At 68.7% G+C, this 26783-nt stretch carries 24 protein-coding genes and 1 riboswitch; of the genes, 10 read left to right on the top strand and 14 right to left on the bottom strand.

Going from position 1 to position 26783, the window contains the following annotated elements; genetic code table 11:
- The first annotated feature begins 46 nt into the window (after nucleotides 1-46).
- The 8 genes from DV704_RS09060 to DV704_RS09025 are packed head-to-tail and all read left to right on the top strand — an operon-like array spanning nucleotide 47 to nucleotide 7302.
- On the top strand, nucleotides 47-622 hold the full coding sequence (locus DV704_RS09060; protein WP_114799257.1) for a TetR/AcrR family transcriptional regulator: 576 nt from the start codon (nucleotides 47-49) through the stop codon (nucleotides 620-622).
- On the top strand, nucleotides 609-1745 hold the full coding sequence (locus DV704_RS09055; RefSeq protein ID WP_114799256.1) for an acyl-CoA dehydrogenase family protein: 1137 nt from the start codon (nucleotides 609-611) through the stop codon (nucleotides 1743-1745). The genes DV704_RS09060 and DV704_RS09055 overlap by 14 nt, the downstream gene beginning before the upstream one ends.
- A 15-nt stretch (nucleotides 1746-1760) precedes the next feature.
- Entirely contained in the window at nucleotides 1761-3011 is a 1251-nt protein-coding gene (locus DV704_RS09050; RefSeq protein WP_114799255.1) for a serine hydrolase, read from the top strand.
- Complete coding sequence (locus tag DV704_RS09045; protein ID WP_114799254.1) at nucleotides 3011-3781, top strand: SDR family NAD(P)-dependent oxidoreductase; 771 nt, start codon at nucleotides 3011-3013, stop codon at nucleotides 3779-3781. The genes DV704_RS09050 and DV704_RS09045 overlap by 1 nt, the downstream gene beginning before the upstream one ends.
- A complete protein-coding gene (locus tag DV704_RS09040; protein ID WP_114799253.1) occupies nucleotides 3781-4227 on the top strand; it encodes a MaoC/PaaZ C-terminal domain-containing protein in 447 nt (148 codons plus the stop codon). Before DV704_RS09045 ends, DV704_RS09040 begins: the two co-directional genes overlap by 1 nt.
- 1 nt (nucleotide 4228) lies before the next feature.
- Complete coding sequence (locus DV704_RS09035; RefSeq protein WP_114799252.1) at nucleotides 4229-4987, top strand: SDR family oxidoreductase; 759 nt, start codon at nucleotides 4229-4231, stop codon at nucleotides 4985-4987.
- Nucleotides 4988-4996: 9 nt separating this feature from the next.
- Nucleotides 4997-5734, top strand: coding sequence for an SDR family oxidoreductase (locus DV704_RS09030; protein WP_114799251.1), 738 nt, complete (start codon nucleotides 4997-4999; stop codon nucleotides 5732-5734).
- Between the two features lie 8 nt (nucleotides 5735-5742).
- A complete protein-coding gene (locus tag DV704_RS09025) occupies nucleotides 5743-7302 on the top strand; it encodes a thiamine pyrophosphate-binding protein (RefSeq protein ID WP_114799250.1) in 1560 nt (519 codons plus the stop codon).
- Here DV704_RS09025 and DV704_RS09020 read toward each other — a convergent pair.
- The 7 genes from DV704_RS09020 to metE form a co-directional block, all read right to left on the bottom strand.
- Nucleotides 7299-8042 carry an ABC transporter ATP-binding protein gene (locus tag DV704_RS09020; RefSeq protein ID WP_114799249.1) on the bottom strand — a complete coding sequence of 248 codons (744 nt, stop codon included), beginning with the start codon at nucleotides 8040-8042 and terminating at the stop codon, nucleotides 7299-7301. The genes DV704_RS09025 and DV704_RS09020 overlap by 4 nt on opposite strands.
- The gene (locus DV704_RS09015; RefSeq protein WP_114799248.1) at nucleotides 8035-8799 is read right to left on the bottom strand and encodes an ABC transporter ATP-binding protein; all 765 of its coding nucleotides are present in this window, start codon (nucleotides 8797-8799) and stop codon (nucleotides 8035-8037) included. Before DV704_RS09015 ends, DV704_RS09020 begins: the two co-directional genes overlap by 8 nt.
- A complete protein-coding gene (locus DV704_RS09010; protein WP_114799247.1) occupies nucleotides 8786-10447 on the bottom strand; it encodes an AMP-binding protein in 1662 nt (553 codons plus the stop codon). Before DV704_RS09010 ends, DV704_RS09015 begins: the two co-directional genes overlap by 14 nt.
- On the bottom strand, nucleotides 10444-11514 hold the full coding sequence (locus tag DV704_RS09005) for a branched-chain amino acid ABC transporter permease (protein ID WP_114799246.1): 1071 nt from the start codon (nucleotides 11512-11514) through the stop codon (nucleotides 10444-10446). The genes DV704_RS09010 and DV704_RS09005 overlap by 4 nt, the downstream gene beginning before the upstream one ends.
- The gene (locus DV704_RS09000; RefSeq protein ID WP_114799245.1) at nucleotides 11511-12374 is read right to left on the bottom strand and encodes a branched-chain amino acid ABC transporter permease; all 864 of its coding nucleotides are present in this window, start codon (nucleotides 12372-12374) and stop codon (nucleotides 11511-11513) included. Before DV704_RS09000 ends, DV704_RS09005 begins: the two co-directional genes overlap by 4 nt.
- Nucleotides 12375-13670 carry an ABC transporter substrate-binding protein gene (locus DV704_RS08995; protein ID WP_199489969.1) on the bottom strand — a complete coding sequence of 432 codons (1296 nt, stop codon included), beginning with the start codon at nucleotides 13668-13670 and terminating at the stop codon, nucleotides 12375-12377.
- A 175-nt stretch (nucleotides 13671-13845) separates the two neighbouring features.
- Nucleotides 13846-15990 carry a 5-methyltetrahydropteroyltriglutamate--homocysteine S-methyltransferase gene (metE, locus tag DV704_RS08990; protein WP_114799244.1) on the bottom strand — a complete coding sequence of 715 codons (2145 nt, stop codon included), beginning with the start codon at nucleotides 15988-15990 and terminating at the stop codon, nucleotides 13846-13848.
- 135 nt (nucleotides 15991-16125) lie between these two features.
- A riboswitch (cobalamin riboswitch) is annotated at nucleotides 16126-16258 on the bottom strand.
- A gap of 160 nt (nucleotides 16259-16418) precedes the next feature.
- Here metE and DV704_RS08985 point away from each other — a divergent pair.
- On the top strand, nucleotides 16419-17651 hold the full coding sequence (locus DV704_RS08985) for a YeeE/YedE family protein (protein ID WP_114799243.1): 1233 nt from the start codon (nucleotides 16419-16421) through the stop codon (nucleotides 17649-17651).
- Between the two features lie 3 nt (nucleotides 17652-17654).
- On the opposite strand, the gene DV704_RS08980 is transcribed toward DV704_RS08985, so the two are convergent.
- From DV704_RS08980 to DV704_RS08970, 3 genes are read right to left on the bottom strand one after another with little or no spacing between them, the layout of a single operon-like run.
- Nucleotides 17655-18812 carry a class I SAM-dependent rRNA methyltransferase gene (locus tag DV704_RS08980; RefSeq protein ID WP_114799242.1) on the bottom strand — a complete coding sequence of 386 codons (1158 nt, stop codon included), beginning with the start codon at nucleotides 18810-18812 and terminating at the stop codon, nucleotides 17655-17657.
- Nucleotides 18813-18828: 16 nt separating this feature from the next.
- The gene (locus tag DV704_RS08975; RefSeq protein ID WP_233498312.1) at nucleotides 18829-19671 is read right to left on the bottom strand and encodes an ion transporter; all 843 of its coding nucleotides are present in this window, start codon (nucleotides 19669-19671) and stop codon (nucleotides 18829-18831) included.
- A 15-nt stretch (nucleotides 19672-19686) separates the two neighbouring features.
- Nucleotides 19687-20331 (bottom strand): SDR family NAD(P)-dependent oxidoreductase, encoded by a 645-nt coding sequence (locus DV704_RS08970; RefSeq protein WP_233498311.1) that lies wholly within the window; start codon nucleotides 20329-20331, stop codon nucleotides 19687-19689.
- A gap of 66 nt (nucleotides 20332-20397) precedes the next feature.
- Here DV704_RS08970 and der point away from each other — a divergent pair, with 66 nt between their 5' ends.
- Complete coding sequence (gene der, locus DV704_RS08965) at nucleotides 20398-21738, top strand: ribosome biogenesis GTPase Der (protein ID WP_114799311.1); 1341 nt, start codon at nucleotides 20398-20400, stop codon at nucleotides 21736-21738.
- A gap of 3 nt (nucleotides 21739-21741) precedes the next feature.
- On the opposite strand, the gene DV704_RS08960 is transcribed toward der, so the two are convergent.
- From DV704_RS08960 to DV704_RS08945, 4 genes are all read right to left on the bottom strand, one after another.
- Nucleotides 21742-22794, bottom strand: coding sequence for a protease complex subunit PrcB family protein (locus DV704_RS08960; protein ID WP_114799240.1), 1053 nt, complete (start codon nucleotides 22792-22794; stop codon nucleotides 21742-21744).
- Between the two features lie 52 nt (nucleotides 22795-22846).
- Nucleotides 22847-23887 carry an ABC transporter permease gene (locus DV704_RS08955; protein WP_114799239.1) on the bottom strand — a complete coding sequence of 347 codons (1041 nt, stop codon included), beginning with the start codon at nucleotides 23885-23887 and terminating at the stop codon, nucleotides 22847-22849.
- A complete protein-coding gene (nikB, locus tag DV704_RS08950; protein ID WP_114799238.1) occupies nucleotides 23880-24800 on the bottom strand; it encodes a nickel ABC transporter permease in 921 nt (306 codons plus the stop codon). The genes DV704_RS08955 and nikB overlap by 8 nt, the downstream gene beginning before the upstream one ends.
- 75 nt (nucleotides 24801-24875) lie before the next feature.
- Nucleotides 24876-26411, bottom strand: a complete 1536-nt coding sequence (locus DV704_RS08945) for a glutathione ABC transporter substrate-binding protein (RefSeq protein ID WP_114799237.1) — start codon at nucleotides 26409-26411, stop codon at nucleotides 24876-24878.
- Between the last annotated feature and the right edge of the window lie 372 nt (nucleotides 26412-26783).

Here is a 26783-nt window from a genome sequence, read left to right as displayed (position 1 = left end):
GAAGGGGGATGGCGGTATTGTGTGCTTACCGACCGGTCGGTGAGCTATGGTAACCACCACCCGCGACTGCATCCTGGAGGAGGCTGCAAGGCTTTTCACCGAGAAGGGCTATGAGGCCACCAGCGTTCAGGACATCGCCCAGGCCCTGGGGCTTTCCAAGGCGGCCTTGTACCACCACTTCCGCAGCAAGGAGGAAATCCTCTTTGAGGTGAGCCTTCTGGCCCTGGAGGGCCTCCTGCGGGCGGGGGAAGGGGCCTTGCGGGTGGAGGACCCCAAGGAGGCCCTCCTGCGCTTCATGGAGGCCCACGCCCGCTACTTTGAGGAGAACTATGCCTTTTTCGTCACCCTGCTCCAGGGCATCAAAAGCCTCTCCCCGGAAAACCGGGCCAGGACCGTGGCCCTCCGGGACCGCCACGAGGCCAACCTGCGGGAAATCCTGCGGCGGGGGGTGGCCCAGGGGGTCTTCCGCCCCGTGGACGTGGCCCTGGCGGGGCGGGCGGTGCTCTCCATGCTCAACTGGATGATCCGCTGGTTCCACCCCGGGGGACCCTTGCGGGCCGAGGAGGTGGCCCGGGGGTACTTTGACCTGATCCTGAGGGGGCTTGAGGATGGAAGTGCCTGAGCACAGGGAAATCCGCGAGTTGGCCCGTCGGTTTTTGGAAGAGGCCCGGCCCGTCCTTTGGGAGTACGAGGGCAAGGAGGCCTTTCCCTGGCCCCTGGTGGAGCGGATGGCGGAGCTGGGGTTTTTGGGGGTTTTCGTCCCTGAGGAGCTCGGGGGGGCAGGGCTGGACTTTTGGGCCTACATCGCCCTCCTGGAGGAGCTTGGGGGGGCCTCCTCCCTCCGCTCCATCCTCTCCGTGCAGCAGAGCCTGGTCCTCACCCCTCTCCTCACCTTTGGTAGCGAGGCGCAGCGGCGGCGCTACGTTCCCAGGCTGGCCCGAGGCGAAGTTCTGGGGGCCTTTGGCCTCACGGAGCCGGGTTCGGGCTCGGATGCGGCAAGCCTTCGGACCAGGGCCCATCGGGACGGGGAGTTCTACGTGCTGGAGGGGCAGAAGACCTTCATCTCCCACGCCAACGTGGCGGAGGTCTTCCTCATCTTCGCCAAGACCGACCCCGAGGCCGGGGCCCGGGGCATCACCTGCTTTTTGGTGGAGCGGGGGGACGGGGTGAGGACCCAGCCCCTGAAGGGCAAGCTGGGCCTCCGGGCGGCGGACACCGGGGTGGTCTTCCTGGACGGGGTGCGGGTGCCCAGGGACCGGGTGCTGGGGCGGGAGGGGGAGGGCTTCCGCATCGCCATGGCCACCCTGGACACCGGGCGCATCTCCCTGGCGGCGGGGGCGGTGGGGCTCATGCAGCGGGCCTTGGACCTCTCCCTGCGGTATGCCCGGGAGCGGGAGCAGTTTGGCCGTCCTGTGGCCTCCTTCCAGCTCATCCAGAGCCACCTGGCGGAGATGAAGCTGGACCTCGAGGCCAGCCGCCTCCTCACCTACCAGGCGGCCTGGAAGAAGCAGAAGGGGGAGCGGTACACCCTGGAGGCCAGCCTGGCCAAGCTCTACGCCTCCGAGGCCGCCAACCGGGTGGCCTACCGGGCCATCCAGGTCCACGGGGGCTACGGCTTCCTGGAGGAGTACGAGGTGGCGAGGCTCTACCGCGACGCCCGCATCCTCACCCTTTACGAGGGCACCAGCGAGGTGCAAAGGCTCATCATCGGGGCGCACCTCACGGGGATGAAAGGGTTTGCCTGAGGGAGGTGGTAGGGAATGCGGATTTTGGTCAGAGGGTTGGGATTCCTGCTCCTGGGGCTCACGGCGGCCTTGGCCCAGGTCCAGGAGGGGGTGGACTTGGGGCGGCTTGCCGCCTTCAAGGCTCGCCTCGAGGTGGAGGTGGCCCAGGGTAGGCTTCCTGGGGCGGTCTTCCTGGTGGCCAGAAACGGCCAGGTGGTCTACCACGAGGCCGTGGGATACCTGGACCCCCAGGCCCGCACCCCCATGACCCGGGAGGCCATCTTCCGCATCTACTCCATGACCAAGCCCCTCACCTCGGTCCTGGCCTTGAGCCTGGCGGAGGAGGGGCGGCTCTTCCTCACCGACCCCATCGCCCTTTACCTTCCCGAGTTCCGCGAGGTGCGGGTAGGGGTGGAGCGGACGGCGGAGGGCCGGACCACCTTGGAACTGGTGCCGGCCCAGCGGCCCATCACCCTTTACGACCTCCTCCGCCACACCTCGGGGTTCACCTACGGCATCTTCTTTGACTCTCTGGTCAAGCAGGAGTACCGCCGGGTAGGGGCGGATGCCATAGACCAGACGGCGGAGGAGTTCGTGGGCAAGCTGGCCCGCCTTCCCCTGCAGTTCCAGCCAGGCACGGTCTGGGAGTACAGCAACGCCACCGACCTCCTGGGTCATCTTCTGGAGCGGGTCACGGGCCGGAGCCTAGCTGAACTCCTGGAGGAGCGCATCTTCCGCCCCTTGGGTATGGGGGATACGGGTTTCCAGGTACCGCGGGAGAAGTGGGGCCGGATTGCCGAGCCCTTTGCCACCGACCCCTTTACCCGAAGCCCCACCCCTCAGGCCCTCAACGTGCGGGAGACCCCCAAGCGCTTTTCCGGCGGAGCGGGGGCGGTGTCCACAGCTCTGGATTACTTCCGCTTCCTCCAGGCCCTCCTGAACGGGGGGGAGCTGGAGGGCAGGCGCATCCTTTCCCCCAAGAGCGTGGCTCTCATGACCGCGGACCACCTGGGCCCCCTCTACCTCCCCTCCCTCCAGCGAGGGGCTCCCTACCTACCGGGGCCTGGCTACGGGTTTGGCCTGGGAGTGGCGGTGCGCCTGGCGGATGGGGGTAGCCCCCTCATGGGGAGCGCGGGGGAGTACAACTGGGGGGGCCTCTTTGGCACCAGCTTCTTCGTGGACCCCAAGGAGCGATTGGTGGCGGTCTGGATGATGCAGAACCCTGGGGGGCGGGCCTACTACGCCCAGCTCTTCCGCACCGCGGTCTACGCCAGCCTGGTGCGCTGATGGGACGGCTAGAGGGCAAGGTCATCCTGGTCACGGGGGCGGCCCATGGGATTGGGCGGGCGGCCTTGGAGTTCTTCGCAAAGGAGGGGGCCAGGCTGGTGGGGGTGGACCTCGAGGCCGAGCCCCTGGCGGAAGCGGTGGGCTCCCTGGACGTGGAAGCCCTGGCCATCCCCGCGGACGTGGCCGACCCCCAGGGGGTAGAGGCCGCCTTTGCCGAGGCCCTGGAGGAGTTCGGCCGCCTGGACGGGGTGGCCCACTTCGCCGGGGTGGCGCGTTCCCGCCTCCTCTGGAAGATGCCCCTGGAGGAGTGGGAGGAGGTCCTCAGGGTCAACCTCACGGGAAGCTTCCTGGTGGCCAAAAAGGCAGGGGAGGTGATGACGGAAGGAAGCCTGGTCCTCACCAGCTCTGTGGCCGCCCTAGGGGCCTTGGGCGTGGCCCATTACGCGGCCAGCAAGATGGGGGTGGTGGGCCTGGTGCGCACCCTGGCCCTGGAGCTGGCCCGGAAGGGAATCCGGGTGAACGCCCTGGTACCCGGCCTCATTGAGACCCGCATGACCGCGGGGCTTCCCGAGTGGTCCTGGGCCCAGGAGGTGGAGGCCTCCCCCCTAAAGCGCCCGGGGCGGCCTTTGGAGGTGGCCCAGGCGGCGCTTTTTCTCCTCTCCGATGAGGCCAGCTTCATCACCGGCCAGGCCCTTTTCGTGGACGGGGGCCGTTCCATCGTGGGACCCCCGGGGCTTCCCCCGGGGTTTGGTGGCAAGGAGGTGGCGTGATGCCCATGTACTTTGAGGACTTCCAGGTCGGCCAGCGGTTCCAGACCCCAGCCCGTACGGTGACGGAGGCGGACGTGGTGAACTTCGCCGGCGTCTCGGGGGACTACAACCCCATCCACACCGACGCGGAGTTCGCCAAGACCACCCCCTTCGGCCAGCGCATCGCCCATGGGCTTCTGGTGCTTTCCATGCTCACCGGCCTGCGGCAGCGCTCGGGGCACTTTGAGGGTACGGTGATCGCCTGGATGGAGATCCGCAACTACAAGTTCCTGAAGCCCGTCTTCATCGGGGACACCGTGCGGGGGGAAAGCGAGATCCTGGAGAAGCACGAGACCTCCAAGCCCGACCGGGGGGTGGTGGTGCAGCGGGTGCGGGTGCTGAACCAGCGGGGCGAGGTGGTGCAGGAGGGGGAGTTCGTGACCATGATCCGGCGAGGAGGAGATTGACGTGTACCTGGAACAGTTTCGCCTGGATGGAAAGGTGGCCTTGGTGACGGGGGGTTCCCGGGGGCTTGGCCTCGAGGCCGCCTTAGCCCTCAAGGAGGCGGGGGCCAAGGTGGCGGTCCTGGCCCGGCGGGCTAGCTTCTTTGAGGAGGCCCAGAGGGCCCTGGGGGAAGCCCTCTACCTGGAGGGGGACGTGCGGGACGAGGCCCGGGTGGAGGGGGTGGTGGAGCAGGTGGAGCGGGAGCTTGGCCCCCTTTCCATCCTGGTGAACGCCGCCGGCATCAGCTGGGGGGCCCCCAGCCTGGAGATGCCCACGGAGAAGGTGCGGGAGGTCTTGGAGGTGAACCTGGTGGGGGCCTTCCTGGCCAGCCGGGCCGCGGCCCGGCGCATGAAGGAGCGGGGCTACGGCAAGATTTTGCACATCGCCTCCGTGGCCGGGCTCAAGGGGGAGTTCCCCGAGGTGCTGGACGCCGTGGGCTACTCCGCCTCCAAGGGGGGGCTTGTTGCCCTCACCCGGGACCTGGCGGTGAAGTGGGGCAGGTGGGGGATTAGGGTGAACGCCCTGGCCCCAGGCTTTTTCCCCACCCGCATGACGGAGAAGGTCCTCCCCCGGGCGGAGGCGTACCTGAAGGCCACCCTCCCCTTAGGCCGCCCCGGGCAGCCGGGAGAGCTCGGGGGGGCGGTGCTCTTCCTCTGTAGCCCGGCCTCGGACTACATCACCGGGGTGGTCTTGCCCGTGGACGGGGGGGCCACCGCCCTCTAGGGGGGTAGGATGCGGCTCAAGGACAAGGTGGTGCTCATCACGGGGGCGGCCCACGGGATCGGCCGGGCCACCCTGGAGCTTTTTGCCAAGGAAGGGGCGCGGCTTGTGGCCTGCGACCTGGAGGAAGGCCCCTTGGGGGAGGCGGCGGAGGCCACGGGGGCCTTGGCCCTGCCCATGGACGTGGCCGACCCCGCCTCGGTGGCGGAGGGCTTCCGGCGGGCCCTGGAGGCCTTCGGCCGGCTGGACGGGGTGGTGCACTACGCGGGCATCACCCGGGACAACTTCCACTGGAAGATGCCCCTGGAGGACTGGGAAACGGTGCTCAGGGTGAACCTCACGGGGAGCTTCCTGGTGGCCCAGGCGGCCTCGGAGGCCATGCGGGAGCGGAACCCGGGGTCCATCGTGCTCACCAGCTCCCGGGTGTACCTGGGGAACCTGGGGCAGGCCAACTACGTGGCCTCCAAGGCGGGGGTGGTGGGGCTCACCCGCACCCTGGCCCTGGAGCTGGGGCGGTTTGGCATCCGGGTGAACGCCCTGGCCCCGGGGTTCATTGAGACGCGCATGACGGCCAAGGTGCCGGAGAAGGTGCGGGAGAAGGCCATCGCCGCCACGCCCTTGGGCCGGGCGGGGAAGCCCTTGGAGGTGGCCCAGGCGGCCCTCTTCCTGGTCTCGGACGAGTCCAGCTTCATCACCGGGCAGGTGCTCTTCGTGGACGGGGGGCGCACCATCGGGGCCGCTCCGGCTTAGGGGGCCAGATGAAAGCGCGGGAGAGTGCCCACCTCTGGCTTCGGGAGCGGGGGTTTTCCCTGGTCTTCGGCAACCCCGGTTCCACGGAGCTTCCCTTTCTCCTGGGCCTCGAGGCCACCGCCCGCTACATCCTGGGCCTCCACGAGGGGGTGGTGGTGGCCATGGCGGACGGCTACGCCCAGGCGGGCGGTAGGCCGGCCCTGGTGAACCTCCACGCGGCCCCTGGCCTGGGCAACGCCATGGGGGCCCTCTACACCGCCTGGAAGAACCATTCCCCCCTCCTGGTCACCGTGGGCCAGCAGGACCGGCGCCACCTCTTCCACGAGCCCCTACTGGCCGGGCCCCTGGTGGAGATGGCCCGCCCCGTGGTCAAGGCCGCTTTCCCCGTGGAGCGGGCGGAGGAGGTGCCCGAGGCCCTGGAGAGGGCCTACCACCTGGCCCTCACCCCACCCAAGGGGCCGGTGGTGGTGGTCTTCCCCATGGACCTCTGGGAGGAGGAGGCCCCGCCCCCCAGGCTCAGAGCCCTGCACCCCCCCGGCCCTCCCCAGGGCCTGGAGGAGCTTTTGGCAGCCCTTTCCCAGGCGGCAAGCCCGGCCCTGGTCCTGGGGGCGGGGGCCGATACCCCCTTGGCCCGGGGAGCCGCCCTGGCCCTGGCCGAGGCCCTCAAGGCCCCCGTCTTTTCCGACCCCATCAGCCCCCGGCACCCCTTTCCCACCCACCACCCCCTCTACCGCGGGGTATTGCCCCCGGTGGCGGCCCGGCTCCAGGCCCTCCTGGCCCCCCACGACCTGGTCCTGGTGGTGGGGGCCCCCTGCTTCCTCCGCTACCCCTACTCCCCGGCCTCCCCCGTTCCCCAGGGCACCCGGGTCCTTCTCCTCACCGATGACCCCTGGGAGGCGGCCAAGGCCGAGGCCCAGGGGGTCTACCTGGGGGACGTGGCCCAGGCCCTCCGCCTCCTGGCCCGGGGGGTAGCCCCCCGGGAAGGGGAGCTTTCCCCAAGGCCCCCCTCCTCCCTTCCCCCCGCTGAAGGGCCTTTGGGCCTGAACCCCCTCTATGCGGTGGCCCGGCTGGCCCAGGCCCTGTCGGGCCGCTTCCTGGTGGACGAGGCCATCTCCCTAAGCCCCCCCTTCCGCCGGGTCCTGAGGCGGGAGGGGGGGTACCTGCACGCGGCCAGCGGGGGCCTAGGCTACGCCCCGGCGGCAGCGGTGGGAGCGGCCCTGGCGGGGGAGGCCGCGGCGGCCCTGGTGGGGGACGGCTCCTTCCTGTTTGCCCCCCAGGCCCTCCACACCGCCCAGGCGGAGGGCCTGGACGTGCTCTTCGTGGTGCTCAACAACCGGGGCTACGGCATCCTCAAGGGGCTGGCGGAGGGCCTCTACCCGGGGCGGGGGGCGGAGGTCCCGGGCCTGGCCCCCACGGGGGTGGACTTCGTCCTCCTGGCCCAGGCCTTCGGGGTGGCGGCCCGGCGGGTGGCCACCCAGGCGGAGCTAGAGGAGGCCCTGGCGGGGCTTCCCCGGGGGCCTTTCCTCCTGGAGGTCCTCCTGGACCCCACTCCGGTCCCCGTCTTCTAAAGGCCCAGGTAGGTGCGCTGGAACTGGGGGTCCTCTAGGAGGTTTGCCGCCGGCCCCTGGCGTACCAGGCGGCCATTGGAGAGCACGTAGGCCCGGTCGGCCAGGGCCAGGGCCCGGGCCGCCTCCTGCTCCACCAGGAGCACGGTGATCCCCTCCTGGCGCACGCGGGCGATTTGCTCAAACACCAGGGCCCGCACCTTGGGGGCCAGGCCGGTGGAGGGCTCGTCAATGGCCAGAAGCCGGGGGCGGCCCATGAGGGCCCGGCCGATGGCCAGCATCTGCTGCTCCCCCCCGGAGAGGTTGCCCGCCTTTTGCCCCCGTCTTTCCGCCAACCTGGGGAAGAGCTCGTAGACGAAGCTAAGCTGCCGCTTCACCTCCCCCTTGGGCAGGAGAAGCCCTCCCGCCAGGAGGTTTTCCTCCACGGTGAGCTCCTTGAAGGGGCGCCGCCTTTCCGGGCAGAGCACCAGGCCCAGCCGGGCGATCTGGTGGGGGAGGAGCGGGTCTATCCGCTGGCCCAGGAAGCGCACCTCCCCCATAAGCCGGATGTCCCCCGCCTTGGTGCCCCGGTGGAGCCAGGCCTCGAGGCGCACCAGCCCGGAGATGGCCCGGAGGAAGCTGGTCTTGCCCGCCCCGTTGGGCCCCACCAGGCAGACCAGCTCCCCCTCCCGCACCTCCAGGTCCACCCCGAAGAGGATCTGGGCCTTGCCGTAGAGCAGGGAAAGTCCCTTCACCTCAAGCATGGGCCCCCTCCCCCAGGTAGGCCTCCATCACCCGCGGGTCTTGGGCTATGGCCTCCGGCCGCCCCTCGGCCAGCACCTGGCCGAAGTTGAGCACCACCACCCGGTCGGCGATCTTAAAGAGCTCCGAGAGCTTGTGCTCAATGATCACCATGGCGCACCCCTCGCTGTGGAGCCGGCCAAACCGCCCCCCCTTCCTCAGGCGGGCCAAGGACTTGGCCAGAAGCTCGGTCTCCACCGGGGTCAGCCCGGCAAAGGGCTCGTCCAGGATGAGGAGTTCAGGCTCCGTGGCCAGGGCCCGGGCGATCTCCAGCCGCTTCAGTTCCCCTTGGGAGAGGACCGAGGCGGGCTCCTTGGCCTTGTCGGCGATGCCCACGAACTCCAGGGCGTCCAGGGCCCGGGCCTCGGCCCGCTTCACCCAGTCCCCCTTCCGCCCTCCCCGGGGGCCGTAGGCGGCCACCAGCACGTTGGCGATCACGGGCAGGCGCCGCAGGGGCCTGGGGTTTTGGAAGGTGGCGGCCAGGCCCAGCCCCACCCGCTCCCAGGTGGGCAGGTGGGTGATCTCCTGCCCCTTGAAGACCACCCGGCCCTCGTCCGGGCGGTGGATGCCCAGGAGAAGCCGCAATAGGGTGGTCTTGCCCGCCCCGTTGGGGCCGATGAGGCCTACGATTTCCCGCTCCTCCACCCTTAGGTCCACCTTGTAGAGGGCCTGGAGGCCCCCAAAGCGCTTGGAAAGCCCCTGGGCCTCAAGCAGCCCCACCCTCCACCTCCTCCCTGAGCTCCCTTCGGGAGACCTTGCCCACGTCGGTCTTGGGAAGCTCGCCCCGGAACTCAATCTCCTTGGGGAGCTTGTAGGGGGCAAGCCGCTCCGCTAAGAAGGCCAGGAGGTCCTCCTCCGTTACCTTGCCCCGGGCCTCCGGCTCCAGGACCACGTAGGCCTTGGGGTAGGCCCCCACCCTGGGGTCGGGCACCCCCACCACCCCCGCGGCCTTCACCAGGGGGTGGGCCCGCAGGGCCTCCTCAATCTCCCGGGGGAAGACCGGACGGCCCTTGTACTTGATCATGTCCTTGGCCCGGTCGTAGAAGTGGAAGTACCCCTCCTCGTCCATGCGCACCAGGTCGCCAGTGCGGAAGAAGCGCACCCCCTCCTGGGTAAAGAAGCTCCGGGCGTTCTCCTCCTCCCGCCGCCAGTACCCCCGGGTCACGTTGGGCCCGGCCAGGGCCAGCTCCCCCACCTCCCCCACGGGCACCGGCTCCAGGGTGTCGGGGTCCACCACCAGGGCCTGGATGCCGGGGAGGGGGATGCCGAAGGAACCCCGCTTGACCCGGTCCCGGGGGTTGATGTGGCTCACCGAGGTGGTCTCCGTCATCCCGTACCCCTCGGCGATCTCCCGGCCCGTGCGCCTGGCGAAGGCCTCCGCCGTGGCCTCGTGCAGGGTGTCGGCCCCGCTCACCACCACCTCTAGCCGCCTCCAGTCCACCCAGTGGCTCTTGGGGTGGTCCCGCAGGACCTCGTAGAGGGAGGGCACCCCGAAGAAGTGGGTGGCCCGGTAGCGCACCATGGCCTCCAGGATCCAGTCGGGGTCCGGGGTGGAGAAGACCACCAGCCGGGCCCCGGAAAGGAGCCCTCCCAGGAGGAGGACCACCTGGCCGTAGATGTGGTAGAAGGGCAGGAAGGCCAGGAGGGTGTTCCCCTGGGTGAAGGGGTTCAGGCTCTGGACCATGCGGTGGGCGGCCAGGATGTTGCCGTGGGTGATCTCCACCCCCTTGGGGAGCCCCGTGGTCCCCCCCGTGTAGGGCAAGGCGGCCAGGTCCTCCCCGGTGCGGGCCTCCGGGACGGGAAGGGGGTCGGCCCGCAGGAGGTGGGCAAAGGGGAGGATGCCCGGCCCCTTGGGCACGGAGAGGGGGCGCACGAAAAGCCGCTGCCAGGCGGGCAGGGCCTCCCTGGGGGAGGCCACGATCACCCCCTCCAGGCTTACCCCCGCCTTCAGGGCGTTTTCCAGGAGGGCGTCCTGCACCACCAGGAAGCGGGCCCCCGAGTCCGTGAGCTGGTGGCGGAGCTCGTGGGAGGTGTAGAGGGGGCTCACCGGCACCACCACCCCCCCGGCCCAGAGGACGCCCAGGTAGGCCAGGGCGAACTGGGGGCTATTGGCCAGATAGAGCCCCACCCGGTCCCCTGGCCTAAGCCCCAGGCCCCTAAGCCCCCCGGCAAAGCGCTGGATGCCCTCCAGAAGCTCCCCGTAGCGGTAGGCCCTGCCGTAGTAGAGGAGGGCCACCTCTTTTGCCCTGGCATGGAAGGCCTCGGCCACCCTGGCGCTCACGCTTCCCCCGGGTACTTCCACCCCCTCAGGGGTCCCGGCGGGGTAGAAGCGGAGCCAGGGCCTTTCCCAGTAGAGGGTCTGGGTCATGGCTTGACCTCCCTAGTCTCCAGGTGCATGGGCACCCCGCAGGCCCGGCAGGCCTTACGGGTGAAGGCGTTTTTCACCTTGCACCGGGGGCACTCCTCCTCCAGCCGCTCCAAGGCCCCCCGGACCACCCCCTGGGGCAGGAAGCGCATGACCAGGAGGATGAGGAGGGCGAAGGCCAGCATGCGGAGCTCCTCGGCCACCCGCAGGGCCTCGAGGAAGGGAAAGAGGAGGAAGGTCCCCGCCACCGGACCATAGATGGTGGCGATGCCGCCGAAGACCGACCAGATTACGGGCTGGATGGAGTTGAAGAGGGAGAGGCTATCCGGCCCCGCCACCCGGAGGTAGTGGGCGTGCAGGCCCCCGGCCAGCCCCGCGAAGAAGGCGCTTACTGCGAAGGCTAGGAGCTTGTAGCGCACGGTGTTCACCCCCACCATGCGCACCGCCACCTCGTCCTCCCGGATGGCGTGGAAGAAGAGGCCCACCCTGGAGCCCGCCAGCTTCCACAGGAAGAGGACTGAAAGGAGGAAAATCCCCACCACCAGGTAGTACTCCTCCAGCCGGCTCTGCCCCAGGCGGGGCAGGCCCGAAAGCCCCAGCTCCCCCCCGGTGAAGCGGGGAAAGAGGAAGATGAGCCCCGTGGCCATGATGGGGAAGGCCAGGGTGACCAGGGAGAGGTAGGGCCCCCGAAGCCGCAGGGAGGGGAGGCCCACCAGGACCCCCGCCAGGGTGGCGAGAAGCGCCCCCAAGGGGATGGTGAGGGCCGGGGGAAGGCCCAGCTCCCGGCCCAGGATGGCGGAGGCGTAGCCAGCCAGGCCAAAGAAGAAGGCGTGCCCCAGGCTCACCTGGCCGGTATACCCGGAAAGCAGGTCCCAGCTCGCCGCGTAAAGGGCGAAGAGGGCGGTGAGGGTGAGGACCCTGAGGAGGTAGGGGTCCTGGCTGAAGAGGGGGAAGAGGAGGAGGAAGAGGACGAAGAGGAGGGCCGCGGTGCGCCCAGGAAGGGCCAGGACCTCGTGCCTTAGGTAGCGCAGGGTCCAGGGAAGGGACCAGATGCGCAAGGGGCTCGTCATCGCTCCTCCGCGAAGGCCGTCCCGAAGAGCCCTTCGGGCCGGAAGACCAGGACCAGCACCAGGATGAGGAGGGCCACCGCCGTGCGCAAAAAGGCCCCGCCCGGCACCAGGTTCACCACCATCACCTCGGCGAAGGCCAGGACCACTGCTCCTAGGAGGGCTCCGGGCAGGCTCCCTAGCCCCCCTAGGACCACCGCCGCCAGGACCACCAGCAGGGGAGCGTTCCACATGTGGGGCTCGAGGGTGGCCATGGGGGCCACCGCCAGCCCGGCCAAGGCGGCCAGGAGGCCCCCAAGCCCCACCGCCCAGTTCCCTGCCCGGGAGAGGCTGATGCCTACCAGCTCCGCCGCCTCCTGGTCCTGGGCCGCCGCCCGGATGCCCAGGCCAAGCCGCGTCCCCTTCAGGAAGACCCAGGCCAGGAGGAGGACCACCCCGGCGAAGAGGAGGGCCAGAAGGGCCTGCTCTGCCACCCGTACCCCAAACACCTCCACGAACCCCGGCAGGAGGGCGGGCACGGAGCGGAAGTGGGCCCCGAAGAGGAGGAGCACCACCTCCTGCAGGAGGAGGGCCAGGGCGATGGTGACGATGAGGACCGTGGCCTCATGCTCCCTCAGGGGTTCCAGGAGGAGCTTGTAGGCCGCCAGGGCGATGAGGAGCACCAGCAAGGAGGCCAAAAGGGCGGCAGGGGCAAAGCCCATCCGCCCCAGGAAGAAGAAGAGCCCGTAGGCGGCCGCCATGTAGAAGGCGGTGTGGGCCAGGTTCAGGATGCGGGCCACCCCGTAGGTGAGGGCGAAGCCCAGGGCCAGCATGCCGTAGATGCCGCTCAGCACCAGGCCGTTGACCAGGATGGCGGAAAGCATCTACCGCCTCCAGGCCTCCACCACCCAGGGGGGAAGCTGGTAGGGCTGCACCCCCGCGTAGCTCACCGTCTGGTTCCCCACCCGCCACTGCCTGGGCCAGAAGGCCTGCATCCGCCCGCCGATCCACTGCACCCCAAGCCCGGTGGTGTACCCGGGCCCCCAGGTGACGTCGTGGGTCTTGTCAAAGACGATGCGCCCCGCAGGACCCGTGTAGTCCGTGGCCTCGAGGGCCCGCACCACCGCATCGGCGGCGGTGGTGCCCGCCCGGTTCAGGGCCTCGGCCAGGATGTAAAGCGCCCCGTAGGCCCCGCTGGCGGTGTAGATGGGGAACTGCTTGAAGCGGGCCTGAAAGTTGGAGATGAAGGGGATGGTCTTGGGGCTTATGGCCACGGCCGGGGCCAGGGTGTTCAGGGTGGCCACGTAGGCCCCCAGGTTGTCCGTGGCCTTGAGCCAGGTCTCCTGCTGGGCCTCCACGTTGATGCCCACGGCGGCGGCGGGGATCTTGAGCCGGCCCCAATCCCGCCCGAAGGGCACCCCCACCGGGCCGGAGAGCACGGTGAAGATCACCTGGGCCCCTGCCCGCTGGATGGCGGTGAGCTCCGGGGTCACGTCGGTGGCCGTGGCCGAGGGCCGCCAGGTGCCCGCTACCTCCGCCCCGTACCCCTGGGGCGGGGGGGCGGCGATGAGGCGGCTTGCGGTCTCCACCAGGGGGTCCGCCCAGGCGGCCCGCTCCGCCAGGATGGCCACCTTGGGCCGCTCAATCCTCAGGTCCCGCCGCACCGCCTGCACCACCTCCCCCAGGAGGAGGAGGGAGGTACGGGCCAGGTCGCTGGACTTGGTGGGGCTCACCCGGAAGAGGTACTTGAAGCGCTCGTAGTTGCGGTCCACCCGGCCGGCCAGGATGCCGTCCAGGGCGGCCCCGGTGATGATAAAGGGCTTCTTGTAGTCCGCGGCCACCTCGGTCATGGCCAGCACCGCCTCGCTGCGGAAGCCCCCGATGAGGAAGTCCACCCGCTGGGCGGTGATGGCCCTCTCCACTGCGGTGGCGGCATCGGTGACGCTGGTCATCTCGTTGGTGTCCACCCGCACCAACTCAATCCGGTAGCGCTGGTTGCCCACCAGCACCCCGCCCGCCCGGTTGAGCTCCTCCGCCGCCAGGGTGGCCCCGTGCCAGGTGTGCTCACCTTGTACGAAGGCCATGGGCCCCACCACACCGATGCGGAGGGTTTGGGCGGAGGCTGTGCTTCCCGCCCAAAGCGCGAAACCCGAGAGAGCTGCTATCCAAACCCTGCTCATGGCCGAACCTCCTCCTGGATGGGTTCTGCTGGGGGTTGCTTGTGCGGGCCTTTGCCTGCCCAGCAAACCCCATCGCTACTGACCAGTCGGTTGGCCCTAACTTATTCCAGAGTTTTCTCTGTGTCAAGAGGAAGAGGCCCCAGCGACGAGCGCCGGGGCAGGAGTAGGCCGGATTTCAGTTCTGCGAGCGAGACCGCAGGGCTTGGGCGGCCTCCACCATGGCCCTGAGGTTGGCCTCCACCTCGGGCCAGGTCCGGGTCTTGAGGCCGCAGTCGGGGTTAACCCAAAGCCCCCGGGGGAAGTAGCGGGCGTAGGCCCGCAGGCGCTCCGCCATCTCCTCTGGGGAGACGGGAAGAGGGGAGTGCACGTCAAAGGCCCCTGGGCCCAAGGCCAGCCCTAGGCCAGAGAGGACCTCCAGGAAGCGGGGGTCCTGGCGGGCGGCCTCGAGGCTCACCACATCGGGCTCCATGGCCTCCAGGAAGGGCCTCAGGGCGGCGTAGTCCGAGTAGCAGAGGTGGAGGTGCACCTGCACCCCGGGCCCCACCCGGGCGGTGCGCCAGAAGGCCTCCCGCACCAATTCCAAATAGGCCGGCTGCTCCTCCGTGCGGAGGGGCATCTTCTCCAGGAGGGCCGGCTCGTCTATCTGCAGGAAGCGGAAACCCGCCCGCTCCAGTTCCGCCACCTCTTCCCCTAAGGCCTCAGCCAGGTTCAGGACCGTCTCAGCAAAGCTCACGCCCTCGGGGAGGTAGCTCCAGCCCACCAGGGTGATGGGCCCTGTGAGGATAGCCTTCACGGGCTTCGGGGTGAGGCTTTGGGCATACCGCAGCTCCTCCAGCACCAAAGGCCGCCGCCGGCGCACCGGCCCCGCCAGGATGGGAGGGCGGTAGACCCGGCTCCCGTAGGAAAGGACCCAGGCGGAGGGGTGGGTATAGAAGCCCTCCAGCCGCTCAGCGAAGAACTCCACCATGTCGCTCCGCTCAGGCTCCCCGTGGACCAGCACATCCAGGCCCAGCTCCTCCTGGAAGCGGATGGTCCGGGCGATGGCCTGGCGGATGGCCTCCTGGTAGGCCTCCTCGCCCACCTTCCCCTCCCGGCGTTTGGCCCTCAGGGCCCTGAGGTCCTGGGTCTGGGGAAAGCTGCCGATGGTGGTGGTGGGGAAGGGGGGCAGGGCCAGGTCCTTTTGGGCTCGGACCCTCTCCTCCCTGGGCGGCCTGGGGCTTGGGGGAAGGGTGGGCTTGGGGAAGCGGGGAGGCTCCCCTGGGGGGCGCCAGGCCCGGGCCTCCTCCCAAGCCGCCTCCTCCCCCCGGAGCATGCGGGAGAGGAGGGAAAGCTCGTGGAGGCGCTCCAGGGCAAAGGCCAGGCGGCCCTGAAGGCCCATGGGCGGGGCGCCCACCGCCCAGGGCAGGTGGTAGAGGGGAGCCCGGGGGGCAAGCCAGACCTCTTTAGCCCCGCCTTCCAAAGCCCTCCCAATCCTCTCGGCCAGCTCCAGAAGGGGAGTGCGCCATACCCCCTGCCCCTCCACCACCTGCAGGACCGGGGTGGGGCCCAGGCGGGGCAGGTGTTCCCAGGCCACCTCCTTTGGGTCCAGGCTCACCCCCCTCCAGGGCAGGGCGTAGAGCCTTTCCCCAAGGGCCGCCCTGGGGGAAAGGTAGGGGGTGAGGAGGACCAGGGGCAAGGCTTCCAACATGCGGCGGTAAGCCCCCTCCAGGTGGGCCAGATGGGCCTCGGCCCCGTCTAAGCCCAAGGCAGGCTCCTCCAGAAGGGCCATGGGGGCGCCCGCCTCCCGGAGCTCCGCCAGGAAGTGGGCGTAAGCCTGGGCCAGGGCCTCCAGGTGGGTCCTGGGGTCCTCTGGGGGATTTTGGGCCAGGCGCAGGAGGGTGTAGGGCCCAAGGAGGTGGGGCAGGCCCTCTGGGTGGCGGCGGTAGGCCTCCAGGGATTTGTTCCAGTGGGGCCGGTAGCTGGGCCTTTCAGGGAGGCGGGGGGAAAGGTAGTGGTAGTTGGTGCCAAACCACTTCCTGAGGGGAAGGGCCTCCCTGCCCCGGGCCAGGGCATAGTAGGCCTCTGGGTCCCCGGGGTCTATGGGGTAAATCCCCGTCATCACTGCCAGGTCCAGGAGGGGGTCGTAGAGGCTCATCTCCCCCACGGGGTAGAGGTCCACATGGGCGCGGTAGGCTTCCAGACGGCGGGCCTCCAGGCTCTCCAGGCCCTTTTTCAGCTCTTCTCGGCTTTTCTTCCCGGACCAGTAGCCCTCTAAAAGTCCCTTGTACTCCCTTTCTGGGCCCAGGCGGGGCAGACCAAAGGCTAGGCTTCTTACCTGCATCTTCCTCGTTCCTCTAAGAAAAGAGAACCAACTACGCCGAAACGCCAGCCAAGCAGCCCGGGTGCGGGCCGCAGATTTTACGGTGTCTTCCTAGGGGTCCACAGGCATCACCACCTTTGCCCTTACCTCGAGGGCTTGGGGGGAGGGCTGCTGGGTGGGTACTCGGGCTTCCGGACGGGGCCGGTTACCGTTGCGGGACAGCGCCGGACTCGCACCGGTCTTCCCCCAACGCCTCCTAGCGGAAGCGTCCAGGCCTGTCGACCTGGCAAAGCAGCCAGGACACGCGGTGTGTCCTGCGAGGGAAGCTATCACGGGTTGGGGTGGGGGTCAAGAGAAGGCCATAAGTTTACAAAGTTTGTCATTTATGCTAGCCTGTCTTCCACTGCCGCCTCGCGCGGGGCGGAAAGTGGCCAGGAGGGCTTTAGGGTATGTCTTTGTTGCGCAGAAGCGGAGAGGTACGCACTTTACCGGGGCAAGCGGGACTTCGGCCGCAGTACGGCCTGGTGGCCCTAGGGCTGCTGGGGCTGGGCTGGGGGTTGAGCCAGCTACCACCGGTTCAGGGGTTGTTGCTGCTTTTGGGGGTGGGGCTTGGCTTCACCCTGTTTCATGCCCGCTTTGGGTTCAGCTCGGCTTTCCGCCAGCTTTTGAGCGTGGGGCAGGGGCGGGCTTTGCAGGCCCACATGCTGCTTTTGGCGGTCACAGCCTCGCTTTTTGCCCTGCTCTTTGCCCTGGGCCAGGGGCTTGGGGGCCAGCCGCTGGCGGGGTACCTGGCCCCCATTGGGCCAGGGCTGCTTATAGGGGCCTTTTTGTTCGGCATAGGCATGCAACTGGCCGGAGGCTGTGCCTCAGGAACGCTATATGCCACCGGCAGCGGCAGCCTGGTGGGTTTTATCGCCCTGGTCAGCTTTATAGCCGGCTCGGTGATAGGGGCTTGGAACTGGGAGTTTTGGGCGATGGGGCCTGGTGCAACGGGCAGCCTTCCGCCCATCTCCCTGGCTGAGCACCTGGGCCTTGGGGGGGCGCTGGCCCTGACCCTGGCTTTGGTGGGGGGCCTGGCTCTTCTGGCCGAGTGGGTAATTCGCAGGCGGCAGCCCCCGCCCCTGAAGGCCCCTGAGGGGGCCGTGGGGTGGGCCCGGGTGCTGCGGGGAAGCTGGCCCTTGTGGGTAGCAGCCTTGGTGCTGGCCCTTTTGAACGCGGCGGTGCTTTACGTGAGCGGGCGGCCCTGGGGGGTAACGGCCGGGCTTACGCTTTGGGGTTCGCAGGCGGTGGAGGCCCTGGGCCTGGCCGAGCCGGCCTTCTGGACCTACTGGAACGGTCAGTCGCCCCTGGCGCTCACCCCGCTGGGCCATCCCACGACCCTCACCAACCTGGGCATTTTGCTGGGGGCCTTTTTGAGCGCCTCGCTGGCGGGGCTGTTCGGTAAGAATCCCCGCCTGGGCGGCAGGGTGGTGCTGGCCGCCGTGGTGGGTGGACTGCTGATGGGTTATGGGGCCCGCCTGTCCTACGGCTGCAACATCGGGGCCTACATTGGTGGGGTGGCCTCCTTCAGCCTGCATGGCTGGGTATGGCTCGGCATGGCCCTGCTGGGCACCGGGGTGGGCCTTTGGCTGCGCCCCTGGTTTGGTCTGGCGAACCCCAAGCCCACCGATGCGGTGTGCTAGGGTCTATAGGGGGTCGTCCTGGAGGATCAGGGTCTTGAGGTAAAGTGACTCCGGTACGTGCAGGCTCCAGGGGTGGTCGGGGGGGTTGTGGGTGAGGGCGTGCACCCGCAGGCGGCGGCCCTCGTCGGCGGCGGCGCGGCGGGCCACCTCGAGCAGCTCCTCGGGGCCGATGTAGTAAGAGCAGCTAGAGAGCCAGAGCCACCCCTCCTGTGCCAAGAGCCTCAGGGCGAGGCGCAGGACCTCGACCAGGTGGCGCTTGGCCCGGGGCAGCTCCTCGGGCCGCTTGACCAGGGTGGGGGGGTCGAGCAGTACGTGGTGGAAGGGAGGAGTTTTCTGCGCCAGTAGCCGCTTTAGCACCGTCAGGGCCTCGCCCTGGTGGATGTCCACCCGCAGGCCGTGGCGGGCGGCTGTGCGGTCCAGCACCCCGAGTGCTTCCAGGTCCTTGTCCACCGCCAGGGCATAGGCCCCTTGGCGGGCGGCCCGCAGGGCGAACCCCCCCACATAGCTGTAGACGTCCAGCACCCGCTCCCCGGGCCGCACCATAGCCTCCAGCCGCTGCCGGTTCTCCCGCTGGTCCAGGTAAAAGCCGGTCTTCTGGGCCAGCGCCAGGGGAATGGGGAAGAGAAGCCCGTCCTCCTCCACCTCGAGCACCGGCGGCACCACCCCATAGAGCACCCCGACCCGCTCCTCCAGCCCCTCCAGCCGCCTGGCCTCCACATCCGAGCGCTCGTAGATGCCCCCGGGCTGGGTAGCCTCGATCAGGGCGGGGAGCCACACCCCGCGCAGGGCCTCCATGGCCCGGTTGCGCACCTGGACCACCAGCACCCCACCGAAGCGGTCCACCACCAGCCCGGGCAGGCCGTCGGCCTCGGCGTGCACCAGCCGGTGGCAGGGGCCAAGCCCGGCCCGCCGCTTTTGGGCCCGCTGGAAGCGGCCGAAAAAGAAGGCGCGGTCGAGGGGACCCTCCTCAAAGCGGTAGACCCGCACCGCTACCCGGCTCTGGGGGTCGTAGTAGCCCGTGCCCAGGGGCTCGCCCTGGCTCGAGCACACCCGCACCACCCCGGGGTTTGGGGGCGCCTCGGCCAGCTCGTCGGCGAAGAGGCCGGGGTAGAAGTTGCGCACCTTTTTCTCCTTGCCTGGTTTGGCGACAACCCTCTGCACCTTTCCAGCATAGGGTCTAACCCTGCTTAATCCGCTCCAGCAGGGCCTGCGCTTCCCGCAACTTCGCCTCTAGCAGCTCTATGGCGTTGTTTTGGGTGGAGCTTTGCTTCTGCAGGGTTTTGCGCATCTCGTCCATGCTGTTTACCACGATGCCCACCAGCAGGTTGAGGAAGATCAGGGTGCCTAGAAGCACAAAGGAGAGCATGTAGATGGTGGCCACCAAGGGCTGGGCCTGGGGCTCGGTGCAGAGGGCGGGCTCGGGCAGGGTGAAGCGCTGGCAGCCGAAGTACTGCGCCCGGAAGACCTCTACCCAGCCCTCCAGGGTCAGGATGCTGAAGAGGGTGAGCAGCGCGGTGTGCAGGTTGCCGAAGTGGAAGGGGTCGTTGCGGCCAAAGAGGAACACCCCGGCCACGGCGTAGAGGTAGAGCAACAGGAGCATCAGCACCAGCACGTAGCCAATGGAGGGGATGCTGCGCAACAGGGCGCCCAGGATGACCTGCAGGTCGGGCAGGGTGCGGATGAGCCGAAGCACCCGCAGCAGGCGCAGCATGCGCGCCGCCACCGCATAGCCGCCCAGGTCCGGCAGCAGGCTCAGGGTCACAATTCCCAGGTCGAAGAGGTTCCAGCCGTTTTGGAAGAAGCGGGCTGGCCGGGGCCACTCGGCCCCAAAGCGCAGCAGGACCTCCAGGGCGAAAAGCCCCAGCACGAGCTGGTTCAGGGTGGTTAGGGCAGGGTGATCCAGCAGCTCGGGGTAGGTCTCGAGGCCCACCAGGGCTGCGGCCAGGAGGATGAGGGCTGTGACCACCCGGTTGAAGGGGGCCGACTCCACCAGTCGCTTGAGGAAATTGGGCTCCCGCACAGGTTTTAGATTAACCTAGCCCCGGTAGATTGCCTCGGTTTGCCAGCGACCGGGTGGCTGGCTGTGCAGCGCCCAGAACTGCTCGGCAATTCGGTCGGGGTCGATGGGGGCATGGGGGGCGATGGTCACGGTGGCTACGTGGATGCCCTCCCGGTAGAGCTCCTTGCTCAGCACCCCCACCATGGTCCGCAGCGCCGCTTTGCCGATGGCCCGGGCCCCCTGGTGGGGCTCGGGGTTGAGGGCCAGGCCCTCGCCGGTGAAGAGCAGGGTGCCGCGCTGGCGGGCGCGCATGCCCGGGAGGACGAGCTGGGCTGCGGTGAGGGCCCCGAGCAGGTTGACCCGCAGGGTGGCTTCGAGCGCTTCTGGTGCCAGCTCAGCCAAGCTTCCCTCCCTCGAGGCCGCGGCGTTGTAGATGAGCACCTCCACCGGGCCTAGCTGCCTTTCCGCCTGGCGCACGGCCCGGGTGAGTTCGCCAGCAGAGGCGGCATCGGCCGCGTAGGCTCGAGCGGTGTAGCCGTCCAGCTCCAAAGCCCCGGCATAACTTTCCAGCCTCTCCGCCCGGCGGGCCACCAGCGCCAGGGCGTACCCTCCCTGGCCGAAACGCCGGGCCAGGCTGAGCCCCAGGCCCCGCCCCACGCCCACGATCAGGCACACCCCCACAAGGGTGCATGGTAACATCAGGAATGCTGTTTTGCCGTTCAAATGGCACGGCAGCGGGTAAGGGGTATGCATCGCGTGGTAATCGTAGGCCGCCCCAACGTGGGCAAGTCGAGCCTTTTCAACCGGCTGCTGGGCCTTCGCCAGCCCACCCGGGCCCTTTGGGCAGGGAGCCAGTTCTCCGTGGTGGCCAACGTCCCGGGCGTTACCCGCGACCTCAAGGAGGGCGTGGTGGAAAGCGAGCAGGGCCGTTTCAAGCTGGTGGACACCGGCGGGCTTTGGTCGGGGGATGGGTGGGAGGAAAAAATCCGGCAGAAGGTTGAAAAGGCCATTCAGGAGGCCGACCTGGTGCTCTTCGTGGTGGATGGGCGGGCCGACCTTGCCCCGGCCGACCTCGAGGTGGCCGACTTCCTACGCCGCCAGGGAAAACCGGTGCTCCTGGTGGCCACCAAGGTGGACGACCCCAAGCACGAGGCCTACTTGGGCGAGCTCTACGCTTTGGGCTTCGGCGAGGCCCTGCCCACCAGCGCGGCCCACGGCCGGGGGATTGAGGAGCTCATCGAGCGCGTCTGGGCCCACCTGCCCGTGCGGCAGGAGGAGAGCGAGCCCGAGGTGGTGCCCATCCGGCTGGCTATCGTGGGCCGCCCCAATGCCGGGAAGTCGAGCTTGCTGAACGCCATTTTAGGAGAGGAGCGGGTGATTGTCTCCGATATCCCCGGCACCACCCGCGATGCCGTTGACGTGGCCTTCGACTACGGGGGCACCCGCTTCTTGCTGGTGGACACTGCCGGAATTCGCAAGCGGCCCGAGAGCGGGGTGGAGGAGCAGGCCATCCTGCGCGCCCACCAGGCTATACGGGAGGCCGATGTGGTCCTGCTGGTGGTGGACCCCTGGGCTCTGGGCGACCACGAGCTCAAGCTGGCCCAGGAGGCGCTGGAGGCCGGCAAACCGGTGGTGGTGGCCATCACCAAGTGGGACCGGGTCAAGGACAGGGAGGAGGCCAAGCGCCTGCGGGCCGAGCTGTCTCTTAAGCTGGTCCACATCCAGCACCTGCCCCGGGTTTACGTCTCCTCGGTTACCAAAGCAAACCTGCACAAGCTCCTTGCCGAGGCGGCCCGGCTTTTCGAGCTGGCCCGGACGCGTTTCGAGACCAGCGAGCTCAACCGCTGGCTTTCGGTGTGGAGCTTGGGCACCCAGCTGCCCAACTTTCGCGGCAAGCCCCTCAAGCTTTTCTTCCTCACCCAGCCCGAGGTGGCCCCGCCCACCTTCGTCTTCTTCTGCAACTACCCCGAGTTCGTGACCCGGGCCTTCGAGGGGTACCTGCGCAACCGCATCGGAGAGGACCTGGGCCTGCGGGAGATCCCCTTCCGGCTGGTCTTCCGGGGCCGCAGGGAACGGGCCTCCACCTAGGGTTCAGTTGCCCGCGCTGGCCAGCACCTGCCCGTCGGTGCTCAGGAACTCCACCCGGGTAAAGCGGCCGGGCACCTCGAGGAGCACGAAGGGGCTGGTCAGGGCCTGGGTCACCATGGCCCCCGGGGCCGGGCTGCTAAGCCGCAGGGTGATGCGCAGGGTGTTGCCCACCGCCTGGCTGCCCACGTACTGCAGGCTGTAACCCCCGGTGGGCTTCTGGCCCCAGAAGAACCCCGCCACCCGGTGCTGGTTGAAGTCCACCGGGGGGACGGGGGGCGGGGGTAGCTGGTTGCCGGTGGCCAGCCGCCAAAGCGAGAGCATCTGGCCCGGGCTGGCGGCCAGGTAGGCGGCAGGGCCGGGCTCGGCGTAGGCGGCCAGGCTGCCCTGGAGCATTACCCGGGGGCTGGGGGGGGTAGGGGGCATAAGCACGAGCTCGCTCTCGAGGCCATACTGCACCGCCAGGGCGGTGGTGCGGGCCTGGGTGGGTGTAGGCTGAAGGCGGAGAGGGGGCAGGGGGGCTTCCACCTCGTAGAGCACCACCGGGCGCCCACCCCGACGGTTCAGCACCTCGGCCAGCACGGCCTCGGTCTCGGCTGGGCTCAGGTTTTCAAACTGGGGGCGGCCGGCCCGGGCAACCACGCTCTGGAGGCTGTTTTCGGAGAAGGGCCCCGCCAGCCGCAGCCAGCCCCCCTCAAAAAGCCAGGCGTTTTGCACCCGGCGCTCGGCCCGCAGGAGGAGCTGCCCGCCGGGAAAGCCCCGGTTGAGCCGGGCTGTACGGGGCAGGGCCGGGCCAATCTCGCGGTAAAGCGGCTCGCCTCCCACCAGCAGGGCCTCGGGCACGCTGAGGGGGCTTGGGTGGGTGCCTGGGGTCAGGCTCAGGCTGCGCCCTTCCAGGAGGACGGCCTGGGGCTCGCCGTAAAAGTAGACCCACCGCTCGGTGTTCTCGCTGAACAGGAGCTGGACCTCGCTCACCCTGTAGGTCCGCTCGCCTGGCTGGGGGAGGCAGCCCGTCAGGATGAGGAGGCTCAGGGGTAGGAGGCCCCAACGCGCGTTCATGTACCCATCTTAGCCCCAGCCGGGCCGGCCTGGGGCCCGGATAAAGCTTTGCTCAACTGCGGGGGTCAAGGGCATCCCGCAAAGCATCGCCCAGCAGGTTGAAACCCAGGGCCACGAACATGATGGCCAGCCCCGGAAAGGTGGCCACGTGGGGGGCGGTGGCCAGGTACTCCCGGCCCCGGGCCAGCATCAGGCCCCACTCGGGCTCGGGGGGTCTGGCCCCCAGCCCTAGGAAGCCCAGTCCGGCAGCGAACAGGATGGCCACCGCCATCTGCAGGCTGGACTGCACGATGATGGGGGAGAGGGCGTTGGGCAGGATGTGGCGGAAGAGGATGCGCAGGTCGCGGCTGCCCAGGGCCCGGCTGGCCTCCACAAACTCCCGGTCGCGCAAAGCCAGCACCGAGCCCCGCACCAGCCGGGCGTAGACCGGGATGGCCGCGATGCCTACCGCAATCATCACGTTGGTGAGGCCGGTGCCCAGCGTGGCGACGAGCACAATAGCCAGAAGGATGCCGGGAAACGACAGCATCACCTCTACCACCCGCTGCGCCAGGAGGTCGAAGGTGCCGCCGTAGTAGCCCGAGAAAAGCCCCACCGGCACCCCCACCAGCAGACCTATGGCCACCGCAATCAGCCCGATGGAAAGCGAGATCCAGGCCCCGTAGCAGAGCCGGCTCAGGATGTCCCGCCCCTGCTCGTCGGCCCCCAGCAGGTAGAACTTAATGGGGCCGTCGACCCCGAAGAGGTGGAGGTCGCTTTTGAGGAGGCCGCCCCACCACTCCCAGGGCTCACCCCTCACCAGAAAGCGCAGGGGGTAGAGCTCGCTGCCCACCTCGAGCTCCCCCAGGGGGGTGCGGCTTACCTCCCGCACCCAAAGGCCTGGCTCCCCGTTGGGCCCCCGAAACTCCACCCGCATGGGGGGCACGTAGGTGCCGCGCAGGTTCTGCTCCACCGGGCTATACGGGGCGATGAAGGGGGCGAAGGCCGCCACCAGCACAAAAAGCCCTATAAAGGTAAGCCCTGCTAGGGCCAGGGGGCTTCGCAGCAGGCGCCGCCGCCAGCGAGGGGTGGTGCGTTTGGGAGGCTCAGTCATAGCGGATCCGGGGATCGATGGCCCCATACAGCAGGTCGACCACCAGGTTGATGAGGATGAAGGCCACCGCAATCAAAAGCACCGCGCCCTGGACCACGGGGTAGTCGCGGGCCAGGATGGAGCCCACCAGGAGCTGCCCGATGCCGGGCCAGGCGAAGACCGTCTCGGTGATTACCGCCCCTTCCAGGAGGGTGCCGAACTGCAGCCCGGCGACGGTGACCACCGGGATTAGGGCGTTGCGCAGGGCGTGCTTGAAGATTACCACCCGCCCGGCGAGCCCCTTGGCCCGGGCGGTGCGGATGTAGTCCTGCGAGAGCACCTCGAGCATGGCGCTGCGGGTCATGCGGGCCAGGATGGCGGTGGTGCCGGTGCTCAGGGTGACGGCTGGTAGCACCAGATGCCAAAGGCTGCCCGTGCCGGCCACCGGAAACCAGCCGAGCTGGACGGCGAAAATCAGGATGGCCATCAGCCCAAACCAGAAGACCGGCATGGAGACCCCGACGAGGGCCCCCAGCATGGCTACGAGGTCGAAGACGGTGCCGGGTCTTATGGCCGCAAGGATGCCGGCGGGAATGCCCACCAAGAGGGCCACCGTCATGGCCCCCAGGGTTAGCTGTAGGGTGTTGGGAAAGTAGGTGGAAAGCTCGTAGGCAACAGGCTTGCGCGTGCGTACCGACTCGCCCAGGTCGCCCTGGACCACCTTGGCCAGGTACAGCCCGAGCTGCACGTGCCAGGGTTGGTCCAGGCCGAAGCGCTGGCGGATCTCGGCCAGGGCCTCAGGCGTGGCGAACTCCCCGGCCAGAAGCTGGGCTGGGTCGCCGGGGGCCAGCCGCACCATCAGGAACACGGCCAGAAGGACCCCGAGCAGGGTGGGCAGCACGGCCAGAAGTCGGCGGACGATGTATGTGCTCATGAAGCCTCTAACAAGGCCGGGGGTCCACCCCGCTGCTGAACCCCGCCACGAAAGTGGCGGGGTGGGTCCTGAGGTCTAGCGCTCAGCCGAGGTGCGGAAGCTGGCCCCGCTGGCAATAAGGCGCTCGGTGGGGTGCACCACGAAGCCCTGCACCTCACGGCGGATGGCCGTGACCTGCTGCTCGGAGTGCAGGAAGACCCAGGGCACGTCGTTGTAGATGATCTGCATGGCGGTGCGGTAGAGCTGCTGGCGGGCCTGGGGGTTGGTGGCGACCCGGGCCTGGTCCAGGATGCGGTCCAGCCTGGGGTTGGTGTAGAAGCCGCGGTTGAAGCCGTTGGGGGCCTGCTGCGAGCTGTGGAAGAGGCCGTAGAGACCGTAGTCGGCATCGCCGGTCACGGTGCCCCAGCCCAGCATGGCCATCTGGATCTCGTTGCGCTCGCGGGGCTGGTTGGTGGCGGCCAGGTAGGCGCCCCACTCGAGGGTCTGGATCTGGGCCTGCACCCCTACCGCGCGGAGCTGGCTTTGCACCGCCTCTGTTACCCGGATGTCCTGCAAATAGCGGCCGTTGGGGCTGTGGATGGTGATGCGCAGGGGGTTTTGGGCGGTATACCCCGCCTGGGCCAGGAGCTGGCGGGCCAGCTCGGGGTTGTACTCGTAGGTGCCCACCCTGGTGTAGCCAAAGATGCCCGGGCTGATGGGGGCGTCCGAGGGGCGGCCAAACCCGCCGAGCACGAACCGCACGATTTCTTCCTTGTTGATGGCGTGGTTGATAGCCCGGCGCACCCGGATGTCATCGAAGGGCTTCTTGGTGTGGTTGAAGTAGAAGAAGATGGTGCGCACGCTGGGGGTGGTCACCACCTCGATCTCGGGCCGGGCGTTCAAGCGCTGGACGTCCTGCGGGGGTACCCGCACCGCCACGTGGGCCTGCCCGGTCTCGACCAGGGCCATACGGGTGGCGGCCTCGGGCACTGCCAGGAAGCGTAGCCGCTCGATGGCCGGCTTCTTCCCCCAGTACTCGTCGTTGCGCACCAGCTCCACGAACTGCCCCTTCTGCCAGCGGTCGAACTTGTAGGGGCCGGTGCCCACGGGGTTGTCGCGGTACCCTGCGCCCAGCCGACGGATGGCCGCGGGGCTTTGGATGCCGGTGGAGCTGTGGGTCAGGTGGGCCAGTACCGGGGCGAAGGGCTCGGGCATGCGCAGCCGCAGGGTGTGGCTGTCCACCACCTCAAAAGCCGAGACCCGCCCCCGGAGCAAAAAGGCGAAGGCCGAGGCCAGCTCCGGTGAGATGAGGCGTTCCAGGTTGAACTTCACCGCCTCGGCGTTGAAGTCGGTGCCGTCGTGGAATTTGATGCCCTTGCGCAGGAAAAGGGTGAGCACCCTGCGGTCCGGGCTAAAGCTGTAGCGCTCGACCAGGAGGGGTTGAATCTTGCCGTCGGGGGTGTACTCGAAAAGGGTCTCCACCACGTGGTTGACCACCGTGGCCGAGGGCGAGTCGGTGGCCAGGGGGGCATCGAGGGTGGTGGGGTCGGTGCCCTGGGCGATGACCAGGGTACGGCCCTGGGCGAGCGCCACCGACAGGCCCAGGAGTAGAAGGGCGAGCAGCTTTCGCATAAGCCTCCTTTCGCAGCACCCATGGCCTCCTTTGGTCACAGGGTACCAGGAGACCTCCGACCAAAGGTCCAGGGTGCTTCTTGGTGCGTCCACAATACGGAAATTGGGTCGCCGCCTCTTGCAATCTAGATTACATTCTGGGGTGGAGGGGTGACGACGGGGAAGTTTGTCGAGGTGTTCCACGAGGTTCACGAAAGCTCAACCCCAGCGGTGCGGCTGGCCACACCATCTCTACCAGATTCGGCACACCAGACATTGACCGTCCCGACCGTGCCGGTGGACCTACAGGGTCGCCCGGGTAGGGGAAGAGGTCGGCGCAACCGGCCTGGGGCGTCCGGTCATCAACACACTCTGCACCTGCCGCCAAAGGGC

This window comes from Meiothermus sp. QL-1, from assembly GCF_003351145.1.
GTDB lineage: Bacteria > Deinococcota > Deinococci > Deinococcales > Thermaceae > Meiothermus.
Note: the sequence above shows the minus strand (reverse complement) of the source record. Positions and strands in the feature narration are given on the sequence as shown.

What these genes read in the sequence shown, in the direction of transcription:
- DV704_RS09060 (WP_114799257.1), top strand. Translation starts at nt 47, where the DNA reads ATGGTAACCACCACCCGCGACTGCATCCTGGAGGAGGCTGCAAGGCTT.
- DV704_RS09055 (WP_114799256.1), top strand. Translation starts at nt 609, where the DNA reads ATGGAAGTGCCTGAGCACAGGGAAATCCGCGAGTTGGCCCGTCGGTTT.
- DV704_RS09050 (WP_114799255.1), top strand. Translation starts at nt 1,761, where the DNA reads ATGCGGATTTTGGTCAGAGGGTTGGGATTCCTGCTCCTGGGGCTCACG.
- DV704_RS09045 (WP_114799254.1), top strand. Translation starts at nt 3,011, where the DNA reads ATGGGACGGCTAGAGGGCAAGGTCATCCTGGTCACGGGGGCGGCCCAT.
- DV704_RS09040 (WP_114799253.1), top strand. Translation starts at nt 3,781, where the DNA reads ATGCCCATGTACTTTGAGGACTTCCAGGTCGGCCAGCGGTTCCAGACC.
- DV704_RS09030 (WP_114799251.1), top strand. Translation starts at nt 4,997, where the DNA reads ATGCGGCTCAAGGACAAGGTGGTGCTCATCACGGGGGCGGCCCACGGG.
- DV704_RS09025 (WP_114799250.1), top strand. Translation starts at nt 5,743, where the DNA reads ATGAAAGCGCGGGAGAGTGCCCACCTCTGGCTTCGGGAGCGGGGGTTT.
- DV704_RS09020 (WP_114799249.1), bottom strand. Translation starts at nt 8,042, where the DNA reads ATGCTTGAGGTGAAGGGACTTTCCCTGCTCTACGGCAAGGCCCAGATC.
- DV704_RS09010 (WP_114799247.1), bottom strand. Translation starts at nt 10,447, where the DNA reads ATGACCCAGACCCTCTACTGGGAAAGGCCCTGGCTCCGCTTCTACCCC.
- DV704_RS09005 (WP_114799246.1), bottom strand. Translation starts at nt 11,514, where the DNA reads ATGACGAGCCCCTTGCGCATCTGGTCCCTTCCCTGGACCCTGCGCTAC.
- DV704_RS09000 (WP_114799245.1), bottom strand. Translation starts at nt 12,374, where the DNA reads ATGCTTTCCGCCATCCTGGTCAACGGCCTGGTGCTGAGCGGCATCTAC.
- DV704_RS08995 (WP_199489969.1), bottom strand. Translation starts at nt 13,670, where the DNA reads ATGAGCAGGGTTTGGATAGCAGCTCTCTCGGGTTTCGCGCTTTGGGCG.
- metE (WP_114799244.1), bottom strand. Translation starts at nt 15,990, where the DNA reads ATGCAGGTAAGAAGCCTAGCCTTTGGTCTGCCCCGCCTGGGCCCAGAA.
- DV704_RS08985 (WP_114799243.1), top strand. Translation starts at nt 16,419, where the DNA reads ATGTCTTTGTTGCGCAGAAGCGGAGAGGTACGCACTTTACCGGGGCAA.
- der (WP_114799311.1), top strand. Translation starts at nt 20,398, where the DNA reads ATGCATCGCGTGGTAATCGTAGGCCGCCCCAACGTGGGCAAGTCGAGC.
- DV704_RS08960 (WP_114799240.1), bottom strand. Translation starts at nt 22,794, where the DNA reads ATGAACGCGCGTTGGGGCCTCCTACCCCTGAGCCTCCTCATCCTGACG.
- DV704_RS08955 (WP_114799239.1), bottom strand. Translation starts at nt 23,887, where the DNA reads ATGACTGAGCCTCCCAAACGCACCACCCCTCGCTGGCGGCGGCGCCTG.
- nikB (WP_114799238.1), bottom strand. Translation starts at nt 24,800, where the DNA reads ATGAGCACATACATCGTCCGCCGACTTCTGGCCGTGCTGCCCACCCTG.
- DV704_RS08945 (WP_114799237.1), bottom strand. Translation starts at nt 26,411, where the DNA reads ATGCGAAAGCTGCTCGCCCTTCTACTCCTGGGCCTGTCGGTGGCGCTC.